The sequence below is a fragment of the Salinibacterium amurskyense genome, from assembly GCF_002797685.1.
Taxonomy (GTDB): Bacteria; Actinomycetota; Actinomycetes; order Actinomycetales; family Microbacteriaceae; genus Rhodoglobus; species Rhodoglobus amurskyensis.
On record NZ_PGFH01000001.1, the window covers coordinates 1,341,169 to 1,358,113 of the forward strand.

Sequence of the window (16,945 nt, forward strand, 5' to 3'; positions counted from 1 at the left end):
GTCGTGTTAGTTACTCAACCACGCATCGTAGAACGTTGGTGCTGCTACGGGGGGCAACGCCCGGAATCCCTCGACGCTGGTGCTGTAGAGGTAGTGGTTCTGCTGGTCATACAGGGGCAGAACATAGAAACCGTCAACAATGATCGACTGAGCCTCGGCATACAGTTCTTGGCGCTCGCTGGCATCCGAAGTCTCGCTGGCCGTCGTAAGGAGGGCATCGAGGGTGGGGTCGCTCAGCTGGGCCAGGTTCGCGTAGTAGCCGCTCGGAGCCGGAATGATCGAATCGGAGTGGTACAGAATGCGCAGCACGTCAGCGCCGACCTTCGTGTACGGAGCGCTCACGAGGTTGTATTCGTTCGTGAACAGAGCGCCGTACCAGGACGACAGATCCGTCGGCTGCAGGATGACCTCAAAACCAACGTCTTTCGCTGAGGCCTGGATCTGCTCAAACAGTGACTGCTCAGCGGGGATCGACTGGTTCGTGCTGATCGGGAACGTGAGGCTCAGGCGCTCGCCGTCTTTCGTGCGATACCCGTCGGAATCGATCGTGTCCCAGCCGGCTTCGTCGAGCAGGGTCTTCGCGGCCTCCGGGTCGGTGGTGAACACGTCAGGGGTCGAGATTCCTGCACCTTCGACGCTCGAGAGCACCGAGTACGAACGCTCTGCCGTTCCAAAGAACAGGCTGTCGATTCCGGGGTTGACATCCACCGATCGGATGAAGGCCTCGCGTACGCGGATGTCGTCAAACGGTGCCTTGCCCGAGTTCAGTTCGATACGGTTGGCGGCGCCGGGGCGCGGCGCATCGAGCTCCTCGATGGTGGCCACGTCGGCGGCGGACGAGATGTTGTTGGGCTGCGCGTTATCGATCACGTCAACGTCGCCCGACTGGAGGGCGGCGTAGCGGGTGGCGGCATCCGGAATGAAGCGCCACTCAATAGCGTCGAGACGGGCCGCACCGGTGTGCTCAGCGTCAGCGGGCGCCGAGTTGTAGTCCTCGTTGCGTTCGAGGGTGACCGACTGCTGCTTGACCCAATCGGTCACGATGAAGGGGCCGGTTCCCACAGGGCTCTCGCAATTGGTGGCCTGGTCGCGCTCAAGCGCGGTGGGGGACTGGATGCTCACCCACGGCTGCGAGAACGATTCGAGTAGCGCGCTGTCGGGCGCTGACAGGGTGAAACGTACCTGGTCGGCGGCGACGGCTTCGATGCCGTCGATCTTGCCGACGGCGAGGTAGCCGGTGGAGGAGGCCGTGTCGGGGTCTTTCAGGTGCTCGATGTTCGCCTTGACGGCTTCAGCATCAAAGGGGGTGCCGTCGGTGAAGTTCACGTCGTCACGCAGCGTGAAGTCCCACGTGAGTCCGTCTTCGCTCTCGGTCCAGTCGGTGGCGAGCCACGGGATGATCTCGCCGTCACTGTCCTTCGAGACCAATGACTCGAGGTACTGGGTGCTGATGAGTCCCTGCGGGTAGTTGCCGCCGACGTGCGGGTCGAGGCAGCCAGGCTCGGCATCACCCGTTGCGTAGACGAGCGTGCCGCCGTCTACGGGCTCAGCAGCAGGTTCGGTTGCTGCCGTGCAGCCGGCAAGCAACGCGGCGCCGGCCGCGATCGAGAGGGGGAGTAACAGGATGCGGGGTGCGTTCACGGGGATCCTTTTGTGAGGGAGAAATGCTGCTCGGGTGCGAGACACTCAATTATTGTTGAACTGAGTACATTAAGTCCAACTGAGCAAAAAACCGGGCCGGTTTGCCTGAGCAAAACCGACCCGGTTGGTGAAGCTAAAAGAGCGAGCGTTAGTCCTGCTTGCGCGAGAACTTGGTGGCGATCTTCCACGTGGTGGGGATCACAGCGGCGGCGATGCCCGCCTTGATGAGTCCACCGATGATGAAGGGGTAGAGACCCCAGGCCAGAACCTGCTCGAGCGTTCCGCCGGTCACAATGGCGAGCCACGTGAGACCGAAGGCGAAGGTGACGACGGTGCCGCCGAGGAAGGACAGCGCGGCGCCGAGGAACTTCTTGTCCCAATCGCGTTGGGCGAGCCATCCGGTAAAGGCAGCAGCGACGATGAAGCCGATGATGTAGCCGCCGGTGGTGCCAGCAAGAACGCTGATGCCAGAAGAAGCTTCGCTGAAGACGGGGAGCCCGACCACACCGAGCAGCGCGTACAGCGCCATCGAGATCGCTCCGCGAGTTGCGCCAAGCGAGGCACCTACGAGCAGTACAGCGAGCGTCTGGCCGGTGATCGGCACGGGGTACAGCGGCACAACAACTTGGGCCATCACAGCAGTCAGGGCGGCGCCGGCGGCAACGAGCGTGATGTCAGTGGCGAGGCTACGAGAAAAGACGGTGTCGGCGAGCGTGGGCCGGCCGAGGGTCAAAGTGAGAGTCGACACGCGACGCTCCTTTCCTTTGTCTGCGAACTGTGAAGAGCCCTGCCTGAATAGGCGGGTGCCTGAATAACCCTAGTCATAGTTCGCGGACATGGGTGTGCGCCTCGTGCTAACAAACCTGCTCAGATTTGTGCGATGCGTAACAATTGCGATTCTCACGCTGCCGGCGCCAAGAACAACGTTCCGCGAATCACGCTTCCCGCAAAGGTGCGCACAGCGACGAGTACCCAAGCGCCCACTAACGCCACGAAACTCAGTAGCGCCATAACTTGGAGCACAGTGGACCCGGTCGCTGCGGCGAGTGCGCTCAAGGCGACAACCATGTTGCCGACAGGGAATGTGAATGACCACCACGTGAGGCTGAACGGCAGACCGCGGCGCGCGGTATGCACGGTCATGGCAATCGCTAGCGCTGTCCAGAGCAGAGCAAACCCGAGGGTGGGAACGCCGTAGATGAAGCCGAAGAAATGGAGAGCCTCGGCGAGCTCAGCCGACACTGCGTAGGGTGCAACCACGCCAAGAACAACGGCTGCCGTAATCGACTGGCCGAGCGGGCCAAGCACAATCCAGAGAGTTGGCACTGCCGCCGAGTTGCCGATGTTGTGTCGCGCTAGCCGACCCCAGATCAGTGGAAGGATGACCGCGGTGGCGATCATGCTGAGTCCAAACATTGCGTAGCAGGCGATCAGCATCGTGAGCCGTACCTCGCCCTCAGGCAAGAACGGGATGAGAGGCGCACCGGCTGCTGCCGAGACCAGGGGAGGGACCACGGGCATGATCCAGCCTCCGAACGGCGATTGATCCGTGATCGAGGTCGACGTGAAGGTCAAGAACGGCACAACCACGGCGGTCGCGAGGCCCAGCACAGTGCCGATCGACCACAGCACAAGCGCAACGATGAGCGCAGCATCCGCTCCCATGATGTCGGGGCCGAAGAGCAATGCACCGGCGCCGATAGTGAGAATTGCCAGCGGTGGAGCCCCATAGAAATGAACCATCGCCGGATGCCGGTGGTGCGAAAGCGCAACCTCACGGTGGGCGATCCAGTGCGCTGCGCTCGCGGCGACCAGCCCGAGGAGCAAGACGGTCGCAATCACCCAGACAGTGCTCGCAAACACGTGCAGTTGCGGGGAGATCAGGGGGAGCACGGCGGCAGCGTTCGCGACGATGCCCGTGCCCATCACCGAGGCAAACCAGTTAGGGCTGATGTGGGAGATCACATCGCGGGGGCTGCTGAGGTCGCGCAGCAATACGCGGCGGCGAGGGATCTGGCTGCTCATGAGTCGTTTCTGAAAGTCGGAGGCGCGACGGGTTCGGCCCACCGGTGCAACCGCAGGTATTGGTGCCGCATTCCCGTAACCTTGAGCCACCCCGGTGCTGCGCGGCAGTTGTGCGCGGCTACGGGATATGCCGCGCCTCGTCGTGTAGTGGAGGATTCATGACCGAACTCGTGATCGTTGCCCTCGTGGTGTTCGCCTTCGCGATGGTGTCGCGCAAGCTGGCGCTGTCTCCCGTTACCGCGCCGATGGTGTTCACCGCGGCGGGCATCCTGCTGGGCATTGTGGGCGCGCAGTGGTTTCAACTTGATCTCAAGAGCGAGGTCGTTTCGATCCTTGTTGAGGCCACTCTCGTCTTAGTGCTCTTTACGGATGCCGTACGCATCGATTTACGAGCGTTGCGCACGCAGATCTTTCTTCCGCTGCGCTTGTTGGGTATCGGCCTGCCGCTCACGATTGTGCTCGGAGCGGTTGCCGCGTGGGCTCTCTTTGGTGAGCTCACCTTCATGGAGGCCGCTCTCATTGCCGCGATCTTGGCGCCGACGGATGCTGCGCTCGGCCAAGCGGTTGTCAGCGATAAGCGGTTGCCGGTTCGCATTCGGCAGGCCCTCAACGTGGAGAGTGGCCTGAACGACGGAATCATGGTTCCGGTTGTGACGGTCTTTCTGGCTATTGCCGCCACGGAAACCGGAGCCGCTTCGGGAGAGAGCTGGGGCCTCTTCGCGGCGCAGCAGATTGGCTTCGGAATTCTGTTCGGCGGGCTCGTTGGTGTCGTCGGCGGGTGGTTGCTGAGCCGAGCTGCACGGGCGGGCTGGGTCGATGGCATTTACCGCCAGTTGGCTACCATCGCGATCGCGGTCACGGCCTATGCGAGTGCCGGCGCCCTAGGGGGCAACGGCTTCATTGCTGCGTTCGTCGCCGGTCTTGCGTTCAGCGCGGTGGCCCGCGACCACTGTGAGGATGTTCAAGACTTCACTGAAGACGAGGGAGAGCTGCTCAGCTCGATCACTTTCTTGGTGTTCGGTGCGGTACTTGCAGCACCGATCCTCACCTCGCTCACGTGGCAGATCGCGCTCTACGTGGTGCTGTCGCTGACGGTGGTGCGCATGGTGCCTGTTCTCTTGGCGCTGGCCTGGTCCGGAACCCGCTTTGAGACACGGCTCTTCATCGGTTGGTTCGGGCCGCGAGGGCTCGCCTCGATTTTGTTCGCGCTGCTCGTGTTCGATGAGTTGAGTGGATCCGTGGCCGACACCGTCTTCTCGGTGGCGGTGTGGACGATCCTCGTCAGCGTCTTTGCGCACGGCGCGACGGCAAGCCCGTGGACTTCTCGCTTGGCACACCGTCTGAGTTCGGCGCCGGCATCCGCCGCTGAGTTGAAGCATGTGCAGGAGATGCCCGCACGTCGTCGGTTCCGATGATTTTCGACGCAAAAGCAAAGTGCACTTGTGCTAGTCCAACTAGAACAACTAAAGTGGAGTCATGCTAGTTCGAGTCGATCCCGCGTCAGAGACGCCACTGTTCGAGCAACTCGCGGCGAGCATCCGCCAATCGGTCATCGATAAGTCGGTCACGGCAGGGGAGAGGCTCCCTAGTGCACGTGAGCTGGCCAGCTCGCTCGGCGTCAACATGCACACCGTGTTGCGCGCCTATCAAGAGCTGCGTGACGAAGGCTTCATCGAACTTCGCCGGGGCCGGGGAGCGATCATCGCGGCCACCGCCCACAGTTACGACACCCTGGCCGATGGCATCACCGCGATCGTGGCCGAAGCCCGCACCCAGAACGTTTCCCTAGCTGCACTGACCGCCCTCATCCGAGAGGAATACAAATGACCCTTCCTGCCGAGAACGTTGCGCCCCAACTCACGCGCAACCGTCGCCTCATCATCGTGATCGGCGTGGTGATCCCACTGCTCATCACTATGGCCGCGGCCTTCGTCATGGCACTGTGGGTCCCCGAGCTTCCGAACCCCGTCGCATCGCACTGGGGAACCTCCGGGCCCGATGGCTACTCCACGGTGGGAAGCGTCATCGCGCTCCCGCTCTTGCTGACTCTCGTCTTCGCCGCGCTCGCCGCGTTCGGGAGTTGGAAGGGCGGCCCTAACGGCGGCATGCTCTGGGCGCACAAAATCATGGTGGCGGCATCCGTGTTCCTTTCCATCTCTCTGAGCGTGACCGCGGCCGGCTCACTCGCCGTTCAGCGTGGACTCGACAATGCCGAGAACGCTCCGGCAATCGGCGGAATCGCGCTCGCCGCGTTCCCCATCGCCTTTGTAGTGGCGGTGTTCGCCTGGCTCATGCTGCCAGCGTCCGAACGCATCCAGTCGACACCCGTCGCGGCGAAGCCGATCGCCGGCACCACAACGCAGCGCGTTCACTTCTCCAGCACTACTCGCGTGGGCGCCGGTGTGCTTGTGGTCGTCGCCGTTGCGCTCCTAGCGCTCGGAATTGCCTTGGGCGTGCAGGCGGTGAGCAACCCCGCCGAGCTCTTGCTCCCCGCAGTCATCGGACTCGTCGTGATGGCGCTCGCCGTGAGCACGCTGTCGTGGCGCGTGACCATCGATCAGCGTGGGCTGAAGGTTCGCTCCGCCTTCGGCTTTCCCCGCGCCACGATTGCTCCCGACCAGATCGCCTCGGTCGCGACGGTCGAGGTGAACCCAATCGGCGAATTCGGCGGCTACGGCTGGCGTTGGGCTCCGGATGGCCGCAGCGGCATCGTGCTTTCCAAAGGCGAAGCCCTCGAGGTAACGCGCACCAACGGCAAGCGGTTCATCGTCACGATGCACGATGCTCAACTCGCCGCTGAAGCGCTCGCCACGGTCGCCAAGAAATAGCGCTCCGAACATTCGACTCAACTGCTTACAGGAGCCACATGTCTCAGCCACCGAAAGGTCGGCACAGCAGCGATTCTCCGCCAGCTCTGCAGAAAGTGAAGTCGCCGATGCTTCGCGAGCCGACGCACGTGTTTTACTCGCGCGTCGAAGGTTCTTGGGTTCACTGGGTGGGGATAGGTCTAGTCGTCGTTGTCGTGTTTCTGTTGGTCTTGTTGTTCATGCCGGGTATTCACGTCCTCTCGCTCACAACCCGGTTGCTTATGGGCCTTGCGATGGTGAGTTTGCTGAGCGTCTTGATGATCCCGTTCACCAGCACTCTCACGATAAAAATCGTGATCGATCGCGACGCATTGCGGGTGCGCTCAACGTTCGGCTGGCCATTGATCACGATTCGGCGCGAGAAAATCACCACTGTTGAAGTCGTCGATTACGACACGTGGAACGGTTTCGGACGACTTGGGCTAGTTTGGGGATTCGGTGGCCGGAGTGGGCTTGTGCTGTTTGACGGCCCCGCTATCGAAGTCAATCAAACGAACGGGAAGTGTTTCGTCCTCTCCGTGCGTGACGCTGAAGCCGCCGCCGAAGCGCTCGCCACGGTCGCCAAGAAATAGCGCTCCACGGTCAGCTAACTCGCGTATCATTGACGCACACGCTATGAACCGGCTATCACCGGGGAGCGTTCGGAAGAAATCGTCTCAACTTCAGCTTCGGCGGGGGAGCGGGCGGCGGTAGAACCGAACGGGTAAGCCCGTTACAGCGATACGAGTGGTGTGCCTCCGGGTGCACAAGCGGGGTGGTACCGCGGCCGTGAGGTCGTCCTCGTGCAGATTATTCGCACCCACGTACCACTGGAGCCTCATGTCGTATCCCCGCCACAGCTCAGACGATTCCGTCGCGCCGTCACCGAAGTTTCCGGCGATCGAAGAGCAGGTGCTCTCATACTGGAAATCCGACGACACTTTTCAGGCATCCATTGACCAGCGTGAAGGCGCCGATGAGTGGGTCTTCTACGACGGCCCTCCTTTCGCCAACGGCCTCCCGCACTACGGTCACCTGCTGACCGGCTACGCCAAAGACCTCTTTCCGCGCTTCCAAACCATGCGAGGCAAGCAAGTGCACCGCCGCTTCGGCTGGGACACTCACGGATTGCCCGCTGAGCTCGAGGCAATGCGCCAGCTCGGCATCACCGAGAAGAGCCAGATCGAAGAGATGGGCATCGACACGTTCAATGCCGCTGCTCGCGAATCGGTGCTCAAGTACACCGGTGAATGGCAAGAGTATGTGACGCGCATGGCACGTTGGGTCGACTTCGAGAACGACTACAAGACGCTTGACGTGGGCTTCATGGAGAGCGTCATCTGGGCGTTCAAGCAACTGCACCAGAAAAACCTCGCGTACGAAGGCTTCAGGGTGCTGCCGTACTGCTGGAACGACGAGACTCCACTCTCCAACCACGAACTGCGCATGGATGACGACGTCTACAAGATGCGTCAAGACCAGACCGTCACGGTCACCTTCCCGCTCGACGGCGTGAAGGCCGAAAGCCTCGGCCTTACCGGCGTGAAGGCTCTCGCCTGGACGACCACTCCGTGGACTCTGCCCACCAACCTTGCGCTCGCTGTCGGCCCCGACATCGATTACGCAGTGCTGCCGTCTGGCCCCCTCGGTGCTGGCGACGGATCCGAAGAAGGAGCGGCGCAGTTTTTGCTCGCCGCCGACACCATCGCGGCGTACGCAAAAGAACTCGGCTACGAGACAGCGGAAGAAGCCGTTGCTGCCATCTCGCGCACGCTCAAGGGTGCCGAACTCGAGGGCGTTCGCTACGACCGTCTCTGGGACTTCTACGCGGATGCCGAAACGTACGGCACCGAAAATGCGTGGCAGTTCCTGGTCGCCGACTACGTCGCCACGGGTGAAGGTACCGGCATCGTGCATCAGGCGCCCGCCTACGGTGAAGATGACCAAAACGTCTGTGCTGCTGCGGGCATCCCCGTTGTCATCTCGGTCGACGACGGCGGCAAGTTCTTGTCGTCGGTCGCACCGGTCGCCGGTATGCAGGTCTTCGATGCCAACAAGCCACTCACGAAGTTGCTGCGCGAAGAGGGCCGCCTGCTCAAGGTCGCCAGCTACGAGCACTCGTACCCGCACTGCTGGCGCTGCCGCAACCCCTTGATTTACAAGGCTGTCTCGAGCTGGTTCGTGAAGGTTCCCGAGTTCCGCGACCGCATGAGCGAGCTCAACCAGGAGATCAACTGGGTTCCCGAGAACGTCAAGGAGGGCCAGTTTGGCAAGTGGGTGGGCAATGCCCGCGACTGGTCGATCAGCCGTAACCGTTACTGGGGTTCGCCGATCCCGATCTGGAAGAGCAACAACCCCGACTTCCCCCGCGTGGATGTTTACGGCTCGCTTGCCGAGATCGAAGCAGACTTCGGTCGCTTGCCTCTCAATCACGATGGCGAGCCCGACCTGCACCGCCCGTTTATCGATGAGCTGACACGCCCCAACCCCGACGACCCGAGCGGTCAGTCGACGATGCGCCGCATCGAAGACGTGCTCGACGTCTGGTTCGATTCGGGCTCGATGCCCTTCGCTCAGGTTCACTACCCCTTTGAGAACCAGGAGTGGTTCGACAGCCACAGCCCGGCCGACTTCATCGTGGAGTACATCGGTCAGACCCGTGGCTGGTTCTACACCTTGCACACGCTCTCCACGGCGTTGTTCGATCGCCCGGCATTCTCGAACGTCATCAGCCACGGCATCGTGCTCGGCAACGACGGCCAGAAGATGTCGAAGAGCCTGCGTAACTACCCGGACGTCTCCGAGGTGTTCGAGCGTGACGGCGCTGACGCGATGCGCTGGTTCCTGATGTCGAGCTCGGTGATCCGTGGCGGAAACCTCATGGTTACCGAAGAGGGCATCCGCGATGGTGTTCGTCAGGTTCTTCTTCCGCTGTGGAGCACGTACTACTTCTTCACCCTGTATGCCAACGCGGCCGACAATTACGAGGCTCAGTGGCGCACAGACTCCGAAAACGTTCTTGACCGCTACTTGCTGGCTAAGACGCGTGAACTGATCGAGGATGTCACCGCTGAACTTGATGCGCTCGACAGCCCGATGGCCGCGGCCAAGCTCCGCGACTTCGCCGACGTTCTGACCAACTGGTACGTGCGTCGCAGCCGCGACCGCTTCTGGAGCGGCGACGACACGGATGCCTTCGACACCCTCTTCACGGTGCTCGAGACGGTGGCGCGCGTTGCTGCCCCGCTGCTTCCGCTCGTCTCGGAAGAGATGTGGCGCGGCCTTACGGGTGAGCGCAGCGTTCACCTCACCGACTGGCCCGATGCTTCGGCGTTCCCCGCCGATCACGACCTCGTGGCTTCGATGGACCGCGTTCGCGAGATTGCCTCCAGTGGGCTCGCTCTGCGCAAGGCCCGCAGCCTGCGCGTGCGTCTGCCGTTGGCATCGCTCACCGTCGTCAGTGCCGTGCCGTCGGCTCTCGCGCCCTTCAGCGACATCCTGCGTGACGAACTCAACGTCAAGGCGGTCAAGTTCGAACTTCTCGAAGAGGGATCGCTTGACAGCTTCGGCATCACCAAGAAGCTCACGGTCAACGCTCGTGCCCTCGGCCCGCGCGTGGGCAAGCAAGTGCAGCAGGTCATCAAGGAGGCCAAGGCCGGCAACTGGGAAACCACTGCCGAGGGTGTCTCCGTTGACGGCATGCCGCTTGAAGCTGGCGAGTACGAACTCCAGATGGAGGCCGCCGATGAAGCAAGCGCGATCGCGTTCCTCTCTGATGGCGGTTTCGTGATCATCGACACCCAGCTCACGCCGGAACTGTCGGCCGAGGGGCTCGCTCGCGACGTCATCCGTGCCATTCAGGATGCTCGCAAGGCTGCCGGCTTCGACGTCAGCGACCGTATCGCGCTCACCATCGGTGCGCTCGATGCCGCCGATCACGAAGCAATCGCGTTCCACAGCGCGATGATTGCGTCAGAAACGCTTGCAGCGGAATCCGTCGTTCAGGCCTTCGCGAACGAACTCGAAGAGGGCACACTAGAAGTGCACCGCACGCAACTGGCGGCAGGAAAGTACGCCAATACTGGCGCGCTGGTGATCGATATCACCAAGATGGGAACGACCAATGTCTGACCGCGATGATGAACTCGGCAACGACGGCCAATTCGACGAAAACGGCGACCCCATTGAGGTGGAGTTGACGGACGAAGAACGCGCCGAGCTCGGCCCGGATCACCCTCTCGCCGATCTGAGCCCCTTCGCCGACGGTTTCGAGGGCACCAATATCGACGACGATTCGGACTTCGAACTCGAAGACTCCGAGTATCAGTCGGATGCAGAGAACGTCTTCGAAGAACTTCTCGCGCGAGTGGGGGAGCAGGCGCCTCAGCCGCGGCTCGAAGCCACTCGTCGTGCCGTGGAACTCATCGGCGACCCGCAGCGCACCTATCCCGTGATTCACATCACCGGTACGAACGGCAAGACGAGCACAAGCCGCATCACCGAGAGCATCTTGCGCGCCTACGGGCTGCGTACGGGGCTTATGACGAGTCCGCACCTTGTGCGCGTCAACGAGCGCATCGTGATTGATGGCCGCCCCATTTCTAACCGGGCTTTGGCCGAGAACTGGGCTGACATCCGCCCGTTCCTGCTGATGGTCGATGCCGAGTTGCTCGCTAAGGGCGAAGAAGCTTTGACGTACTTCGAGGCGCTCACGGTGCTCGCGTTTGCGAGCTTCGCCGAGGCGCCCGTCGACGTCGCCATTCTTGAGGTCGGTATGGGCGGCGAGTGGGATTCCACGAACGTCGCCGATGGCCAGGTCGCGGTGTTCAGCCCGATTGCCCTCGACCACACGCACCGCTTGGGTTCGACGATCTCCGAGATCGCTCGCACGAAGGCGGGCATTATCAAGCCAGCTGCGGCGATCGTGTCTGCGCTGCAGACCGCGGATGCTCAGATCGAGCTTGAGCGTGCTGCTGACCTTACTGAATCCACGATGGGCGTGGAAGGCGATGCCTTCGAGCTCGTCAGTAGTGATGTTGCCGTCGGCGGCCAGCTCATCACCGTTCGCGGAATCGCTGGCACCTACTCCGATCTCTTCATGCCGCTGTTTGGCGAGTTCCAGGGGCACAACGCCGCCCTCGCCATCGCGGCCGTCGAGTCGTTCTTGGGCGCGGGCACGCAGGCTCTCGTTCACGATGTTCTTGCCGAAGGGCTGGCGACCGTCACGTCGCCTGGTCGCCTCCAGGTAATTGGTGCTGAGCCGACGGTCATTGTGGATGCCGCTCACAACCCTCACGGTGCTGCTGCTCTCGCCGCCGCGCTCAAGGAATACTTCACCTTCGAAGACATCGCCTTCGTGATCGCGGTACTCGACGACAAGGATGCTGCCGGAATCGTCGGTGCCCTCGCCCCGATCGCCAACCGCTTCTACGTCACCACGTCGGAGTCGGAGAGAGCAATTGCTCCCGAAGAACTCGTCGAGACCGTACGCACCTTTACCGATGAGACCACCGACTTCGACACCTTCGCGGAGGCGATCGAGCTTGCTCGCAGTTGGGCAGGGGAGAACGAACGCCGCGCGGTTGTCGTGACCGGCTCAATCACGCTCGTCGGCGAGGCTCTCGCCTTGGCGAAGGCGGAAGGCTGGAAGCCATGACCGCGGAGCCCAAGGTTCGCCGCAAGCGGTCAGTAACCGAGCTGCTGCTGAGCATCGTGTTGGTGCTCGACGCCACGTTGATTTTCTTCGTCGCTCTCACCGCCTTCGGGCTCAAAGCGTTGCAGCCCGCTCCCGCCTTTATTGGGGGAGCAGTTCTCATCCTTGTGTTCGTAGCCTTGGCTCGCATGCTGCACCGTCCCGGTGCGATGGCTGTCGGTTGGGCGCTGCAGGTTGGGCTCATTGCGCTCGGCTTCATCCTCACCCCCATGTTCGTGGTGGGTGCCGGTTTCGCCGCCATTTGGGTGTTCTGCTTCATCAAGGGGCAGCAAATCGACCGTGCAAAAGCCGAAATTCTTAGTACCCAGTCCATGACCACCCCCTCTGAGGAGACACAATGAACATCGAAGAGACCCTTGTACTGATCAAGCCCGACGGCGTTGCTCGCAACCTGACCGGTGAAATCCTTCGCCGCATCGAAGCAAAGGGCTACCAGCTCGTTGACGTTCGACTCGTGCAGGCAGATGTTGACCTTCTGTCGCAGCACTACGCCGAGCACGAAGGCAAGCCCTTCTACGAGCCGCTTCTCGACTTCATGCAGTCGGGCCCGACGGTCGCGCTGCGCATCGCTGGCAACCGTGCCATCGAGGGATTCCGCTCGCTCGCCGGCACCACCGACCCCACCACGGCAGCTCCGGGAACCATCCGTGGCGACCTTGGCCGCGACTGGGGCCTCGCTGTTCAGCAAAACCTCGTTCACGGCAGCGACTCGCCCGAGTCGGCCGCTCGTGAACTCGCGCTCTGGTTCGCCTAAAACCATTCCGCGAGTGAGCGACTCAACCGCTCCCCGCAGAACAACGGCGTGAGCCTGACTTTGGTCAGACTCTCGCCGTTGGTGCGTTAAAGCGGTTTGTTTCCGGCTCGGCGCCAGTAGTCGCGTTGACCGCGGCGTTCTATTCGAACGCTGCGTTCCCGCCAGGGAATACGTTCTAGAGGTAGGCCAGCACGTCGAGTCGTACCTGGGCGACAACGGCAATGATGATGTACCCGACGATCGCGATGACGGGAACCCAGCTGTACGCTGCACCCGCGGCCTTTCGAATGCGCTTCGGCGCCGGGATCGCACCGACCTTGAAGTTACGCAGGGTCACTGCCCAGAACAGCGGAATGGTCACCGACCACACGGTCATGCACCAGACGCACAGCGTGCCGAGGTTGAAAATGCTCTGATATGCCAGCCAGAGAATAAAGGCGAAAGCTCCTGCAATCCCCAGGTTGAAGACCACCCAGAACCAGCTATTGAAGCGGGCACCGGCAAGAATCGCTGCGCCGACGACTACGGGGGCCATGAAAGCGATGAGCCCGATGATGGGGTTGGGGAAGCCGAGAACGGCGCCTTGCTGGGATCCCAGGTTCGCGGCGCACTGCACTACGAGGCTGAAGTCGCAACTGAGATCGACGCCGGGATTTTCGAGCGTATGAATCTTCTCGATCATTAGTTCGAAAGACGCCCAGAGACCAATCAGCCCGGCAAAAATCATGAAAATGGCGAGGGCGATGGGCCTGTTGCGAACCCCGGAAGCAGTCATGGAGGGATTATCGCACGCGCGCCCAGCTCACATTCTGAGAATGCGTGCGATAATGAACCGTAGTTATTCCGAGCCGCGCTCGGAACGACACCAAGAAGTCTTCCCGGGCATAGCGACCGGACCAGTTGCGCAACGCTAGTTGCGTGAGTCGAATAGCCAGTTTCGAAGTGCTGTGAGAGAGCACAACTGCAACGCGAGCCACGGGCCCGTTGCAGGACCTGAAGAATTAGTAGCGGTTCCTGAACCATAGGTTTGGTGGGGGAATAGCGCACGAGAGAGTACCCGGTAGGTGGCGCGGTCGCCTACGAGGGCTAGGAGTACACCAGCAATGGTGAATGAAAGCGATAAGTCGAAAGAAGTTCCGAAGAAGAAGGGCCTGTTTGGCCGTATTCTTCCCTCATCCAAGGCAGCGGTAGAGAAGCCTGTGGCGCAGACGCCTCAGGTTGAGACTCCCGCGGTTGTGGAGGCTCCGGCCGCCACACCGGCAGCTGCAGAGGCTCCCGCCGCGGCGCGCGAACCTCGCGCAGCCAAGTCGACGCAGCGTCCCGCCGCGAAGACTGCGAGCCAGCACCTCGGTCTCGAAGTTCCGGATGCCGTTACGGGCATGAAGGCGGATGCTGCGGCATCCGACTCTTCCGCTGCTTCCGCAGCGAAGGCCGACAAGAAGTCTGATTCTGAAGCACCTGCTCGCTCGCGTTCGCGTAAGAGCACCGCGCCCAAGAAGTCGACGGATGACGCCAAGGCTGCCAAGGCCACTAAGGCTCCCGCCGCTGCATTGACTCCGACGTCGACCACGTCGCTGCTCTTCCAGGCCCCTGACCTTCCCGATCTTCCGGAGCGCGCACCTCGTTCGCGCAACGACAACGGTTCCAACGGCGATAACCGCAATAGTGACAACCGCGACAACCGCGACAGCCGCGACAACGACAACGGCAACAACGATGAGGCCGGCAACGTGCGTCGTCGTTCGCGTCGTCGTTCCGGCGAAGATGCTCGTCCCGGCGACGAGTCGCCCAACACAGTGGTTCGGGTACGCCAGCCGCGCAAGCAGGCTGAGCCCAGCAACGAACCCACTCGTGTCAAGGGGTCAACGCGCCTCGAGGCTAAGAAGCAGCGCCGCCGTGATGGTCGCGATGCTGGTCGTCGTCGTCCCGTTGTCACCGAGAGCGAGTTCCTCGCGCGCCGTGAAAGCGTTGACCGCGTTATGGTGGTCCGCTCAAAGTTTGACCGCATCCAGATTGCCGTTCTTGAAGACGGCGTTCTCGTGGAGCACTACGTCGCTAAGGCGCAGGACGCCAGCCTCATCGGCAACGTGTACCTCGGTCGTGTTCAGAACGTTCTGCCGAGCATGGAAGCAGCGTTCGTTGACATCGGGCGCGGCCGCAACGCTGTGCTCTACTCGGGTGAAGTTGACTGGGATGCCGCGGCGGAGAACTCCGCTGACGGCAAGCCGCAGGCTCGTCGCATTGAGCTCGCGCTCAAGCCTGGCGACCGCGTGCTCGTTCAGGTCACTAAAGACCCCGTAGGTCACAAGGGTGCGCGACTCACGAGCCAGGTTTCCTTGCCCGGCCGCTACCTCGTCTATGTGCCGAACGGTTCAATGAGTGGCATTAGCCGCAAGCTGCCCGACACCGAGCGTTCGCGTCTCAAGAAGATCCTCAAGGGTGTTCTGCCCGAGAACGTCGGCGTTATCGTGCGTACGGCAGCTGAGGGTGCCACTGAAGAGCAGTTGACCCTCGATGTCAGCCGCCTCACCGAGCAGTGGTCAGACATCAGCACTCAGGTCGAGAAGGCACAGGCTCCGGCGCTGCTGCACTCCGAGCCCGATCTGCTCATCAAGATCATCCGCGATGTCTTCAACGAAGATTTCCACAAGCTCGTCATCGAAGGTGCCGACGCTCGTAAGACGATCGAAAGCTACGTTCGTTCCGTTGCGCCCGACCTCGTTGATCGCCTTCAGGCGCACGAGAGCTCGGTTGACTCCTTCGAGGAGTACCGCGTCTCCGAGCAGATCGAGAAGGCGCTTGACCGCAAGGTTTGGCTGCCCTCGGGTGGTTCGCTCGTGATCGACCGCACCGAAGCGATGACGGTCGTTGACGTCAACACGGGCAAGTTCGTCGGCTCCGGCGGAAACCTCGAAGAGACCGTCACGAAGAACAACGTGGAGGCCGCTGAAGAGATCGTTCGCCAGCTGCGTCTGCGCGACATCGGTGGAATCATCGTTGTCGACTTCATCGACATGGTTTTGGAATCCAACCGCGACCTCGTGTTGCGCCGCCTCGTCGAGTGCTTGAGCCGTGACCGCACGAAGCACCAGGTTGCCGAAGTTACGTCGCTCGGTCTGGTTCAGATGACGCGTAAGAAGCTCGGCCTCGGCCTGCTCGAAACGTTCAGCGAGAACTGTGAAGTGTGCGCTGGCCGTGGTGTCATCGTTCACCACGACCCCGTATCGAAGCACCGTTCGCAGCCGACCCAAAACGAACAGTCCGGCAGCGGTCGCCGTGGTCGTAACCGTGGCGGTAACAATAACTCCGGTGGCTCGAACAACAACGGTTCCGGCAACTCCGGCTCCAATGGCAATGGCAACGGCAACGGAGGTTCGAACGCTCAGCAGTCGAACGGCTCCGCGAAGGCGGCCGCGACTCCGGCAACAGGTGCCAGCAACGGTACCCACGCCATCACCGAAGACGTTCGTAACGCCCTCGCCCGGGTTGCTGCCAGCACGGTCGTTCCCGTAGTGGAGAACGGCACGGATGCTCCGGCCGCCGATTCCGCAGCGAAGAGCGCCGCACCCGCAGCAGAAGCCGCGACCACTTCGGCGCCTGAGCCGAAGAAGTCGCGCCGCAGCAAGAGCGGCAAGCAGACGAGCAAGTCGGCATCGCCGTCGCAGGATGCAGCGGAGCCAGCAGCTGCTGCGGCCCCCGCTGACGAGCCTGCAGTAGCGATTCTCGACATCCCGATCACGAAGACTGAGAAGGCTGCTCCCAAAATAAGCACGCACGACGCGGAGCAGATTCTGGGATCGGTTCTTGAGGCTCTTCCCGAGCCCAAGCAGCCCGGCCACGGCCGTGCTCGCGGATCGCGTCGCGCCAGCAGCCAGGGCAAGATCGTCAACGCAACTCCCAGCGACGACAACTAGCTCGTCGCTTCTCGGCTCCGTGACAGTTTCGAGTTTGTAAGGTTATTCCGTG

At 61.9% G+C, this 16,945-nt stretch carries 13 protein-coding genes; 9 read left to right on the forward strand and 4 right to left on the reverse strand.

From position 1 onward, the window contains the following. Nucleotides 1–6: 6 nt before the first annotated feature. The 3 genes from CLV85_RS06425 to CLV85_RS06435 form a co-directional block, all read right to left on the reverse strand. The gene (locus tag CLV85_RS06425; protein ID WP_100388730.1) at nt 7–1,641 is read right to left on the reverse strand and encodes an ABC transporter substrate-binding protein; all 1,635 of its coding nucleotides are present in this window, start codon (nt 1,639–1,641) and stop codon (nt 7–9) included. Nucleotides 1,642–1,789: 148 nt separating this feature from the next. Further along, a complete protein-coding gene (locus tag CLV85_RS06430; RefSeq protein WP_100388731.1) occupies nt 1,790–2,389 on the reverse strand; it encodes a biotin transporter BioY in 600 nt (199 codons plus the stop codon). Between the two features lie 152 nt (nt 2,390–2,541). Next, complete coding sequence (locus CLV85_RS06435; protein WP_100388732.1) at nt 2,542–3,666, reverse strand: TDT family transporter; 1,125 nt, start codon at nt 3,664–3,666, stop codon at nt 2,542–2,544. A 158-nt stretch (nt 3,667–3,824) separates the two neighbouring features. On the opposite strand from CLV85_RS06435, the gene CLV85_RS06440 reads away from it, so the two are divergent. The 8 genes from CLV85_RS06440 to ndk all read left to right on the forward strand — a co-directional run bounded on the left by CLV85_RS06440 (nt 3,825) and on the right by ndk (nt 12,979). Next, nucleotides 3,825–5,081: a cation:proton antiporter gene (locus CLV85_RS06440; protein WP_100388733.1), complete on the forward strand. Its 1,257-nt coding sequence runs from the start codon at nt 3,825–3,827 to the stop codon at nt 5,079–5,081. 61 nt (nt 5,082–5,142) lie between these two features. Continuing rightward, a complete protein-coding gene (locus CLV85_RS06445; protein WP_100388734.1) occupies nt 5,143–5,493 on the forward strand; it encodes a GntR family transcriptional regulator in 351 nt (116 codons plus the stop codon). Beyond that, complete coding sequence (locus CLV85_RS06450; protein WP_100388735.1) at nt 5,490–6,494, forward strand: DUF1648 domain-containing protein; 1,005 nt, start codon at nt 5,490–5,492, stop codon at nt 6,492–6,494. Before CLV85_RS06445 ends, CLV85_RS06450 begins: the two co-directional genes overlap by 4 nt. Before the next feature lie 38 nt (nt 6,495–6,532). Beyond that, nucleotides 6,533–7,105: a hypothetical protein gene (locus tag CLV85_RS06455; RefSeq protein WP_147433354.1), complete on the forward strand. Its 573-nt coding sequence runs from the start codon at nt 6,533–6,535 to the stop codon at nt 7,103–7,105. Nucleotides 7,106–7,352: 247 nt separating this feature from the next. Beyond that, nucleotides 7,353–10,643, forward strand: a complete 3,291-nt coding sequence (gene ileS / locus CLV85_RS06460; protein ID WP_100388737.1) for an isoleucine--tRNA ligase — start codon at nt 7,353–7,355, stop codon at nt 10,641–10,643. Then, complete coding sequence (locus tag CLV85_RS06465; protein WP_189621818.1) at nt 10,636–12,168, forward strand: bifunctional folylpolyglutamate synthase/dihydrofolate synthase; 1,533 nt, start codon at nt 10,636–10,638, stop codon at nt 12,166–12,168. The genes ileS and CLV85_RS06465 overlap by 8 nt, the downstream gene beginning before the upstream one ends. Beyond that, nucleotides 12,165–12,566, forward strand: coding sequence for a DUF4233 domain-containing protein (locus CLV85_RS06470; protein WP_100388738.1), 402 nt, complete (start codon nt 12,165–12,167; stop codon nt 12,564–12,566). Before CLV85_RS06465 ends, CLV85_RS06470 begins: the two co-directional genes overlap by 4 nt. Then, complete coding sequence (gene ndk, locus CLV85_RS06475) at nt 12,563–12,979, forward strand: nucleoside-diphosphate kinase (RefSeq protein ID WP_009772535.1); 417 nt, start codon at nt 12,563–12,565, stop codon at nt 12,977–12,979. The genes CLV85_RS06470 and ndk overlap by 4 nt, the downstream gene beginning before the upstream one ends. Nucleotides 12,980–13,154: 175 nt before the next feature. On the opposite strand, the gene CLV85_RS06480 is transcribed toward ndk, so the two are convergent. Then, nucleotides 13,155–13,754 (reverse strand): vitamin K epoxide reductase family protein, encoded by a 600-nt coding sequence (locus tag CLV85_RS06480; RefSeq protein WP_100388739.1) that lies wholly within the window; start codon nt 13,752–13,754, stop codon nt 13,155–13,157. A 328-nt stretch (nt 13,755–14,082) separates the two neighbouring features. Here CLV85_RS06480 and CLV85_RS06485 point away from each other — a divergent pair, with 328 nt between their 5' ends. Then, entirely contained in the window at nt 14,083–16,893 is a 2,811-nt protein-coding gene (locus tag CLV85_RS06485) for an Rne/Rng family ribonuclease (RefSeq protein WP_100388740.1), read from the forward strand. Nucleotides 16,894–16,945 lie beyond the last annotated feature (52 nt).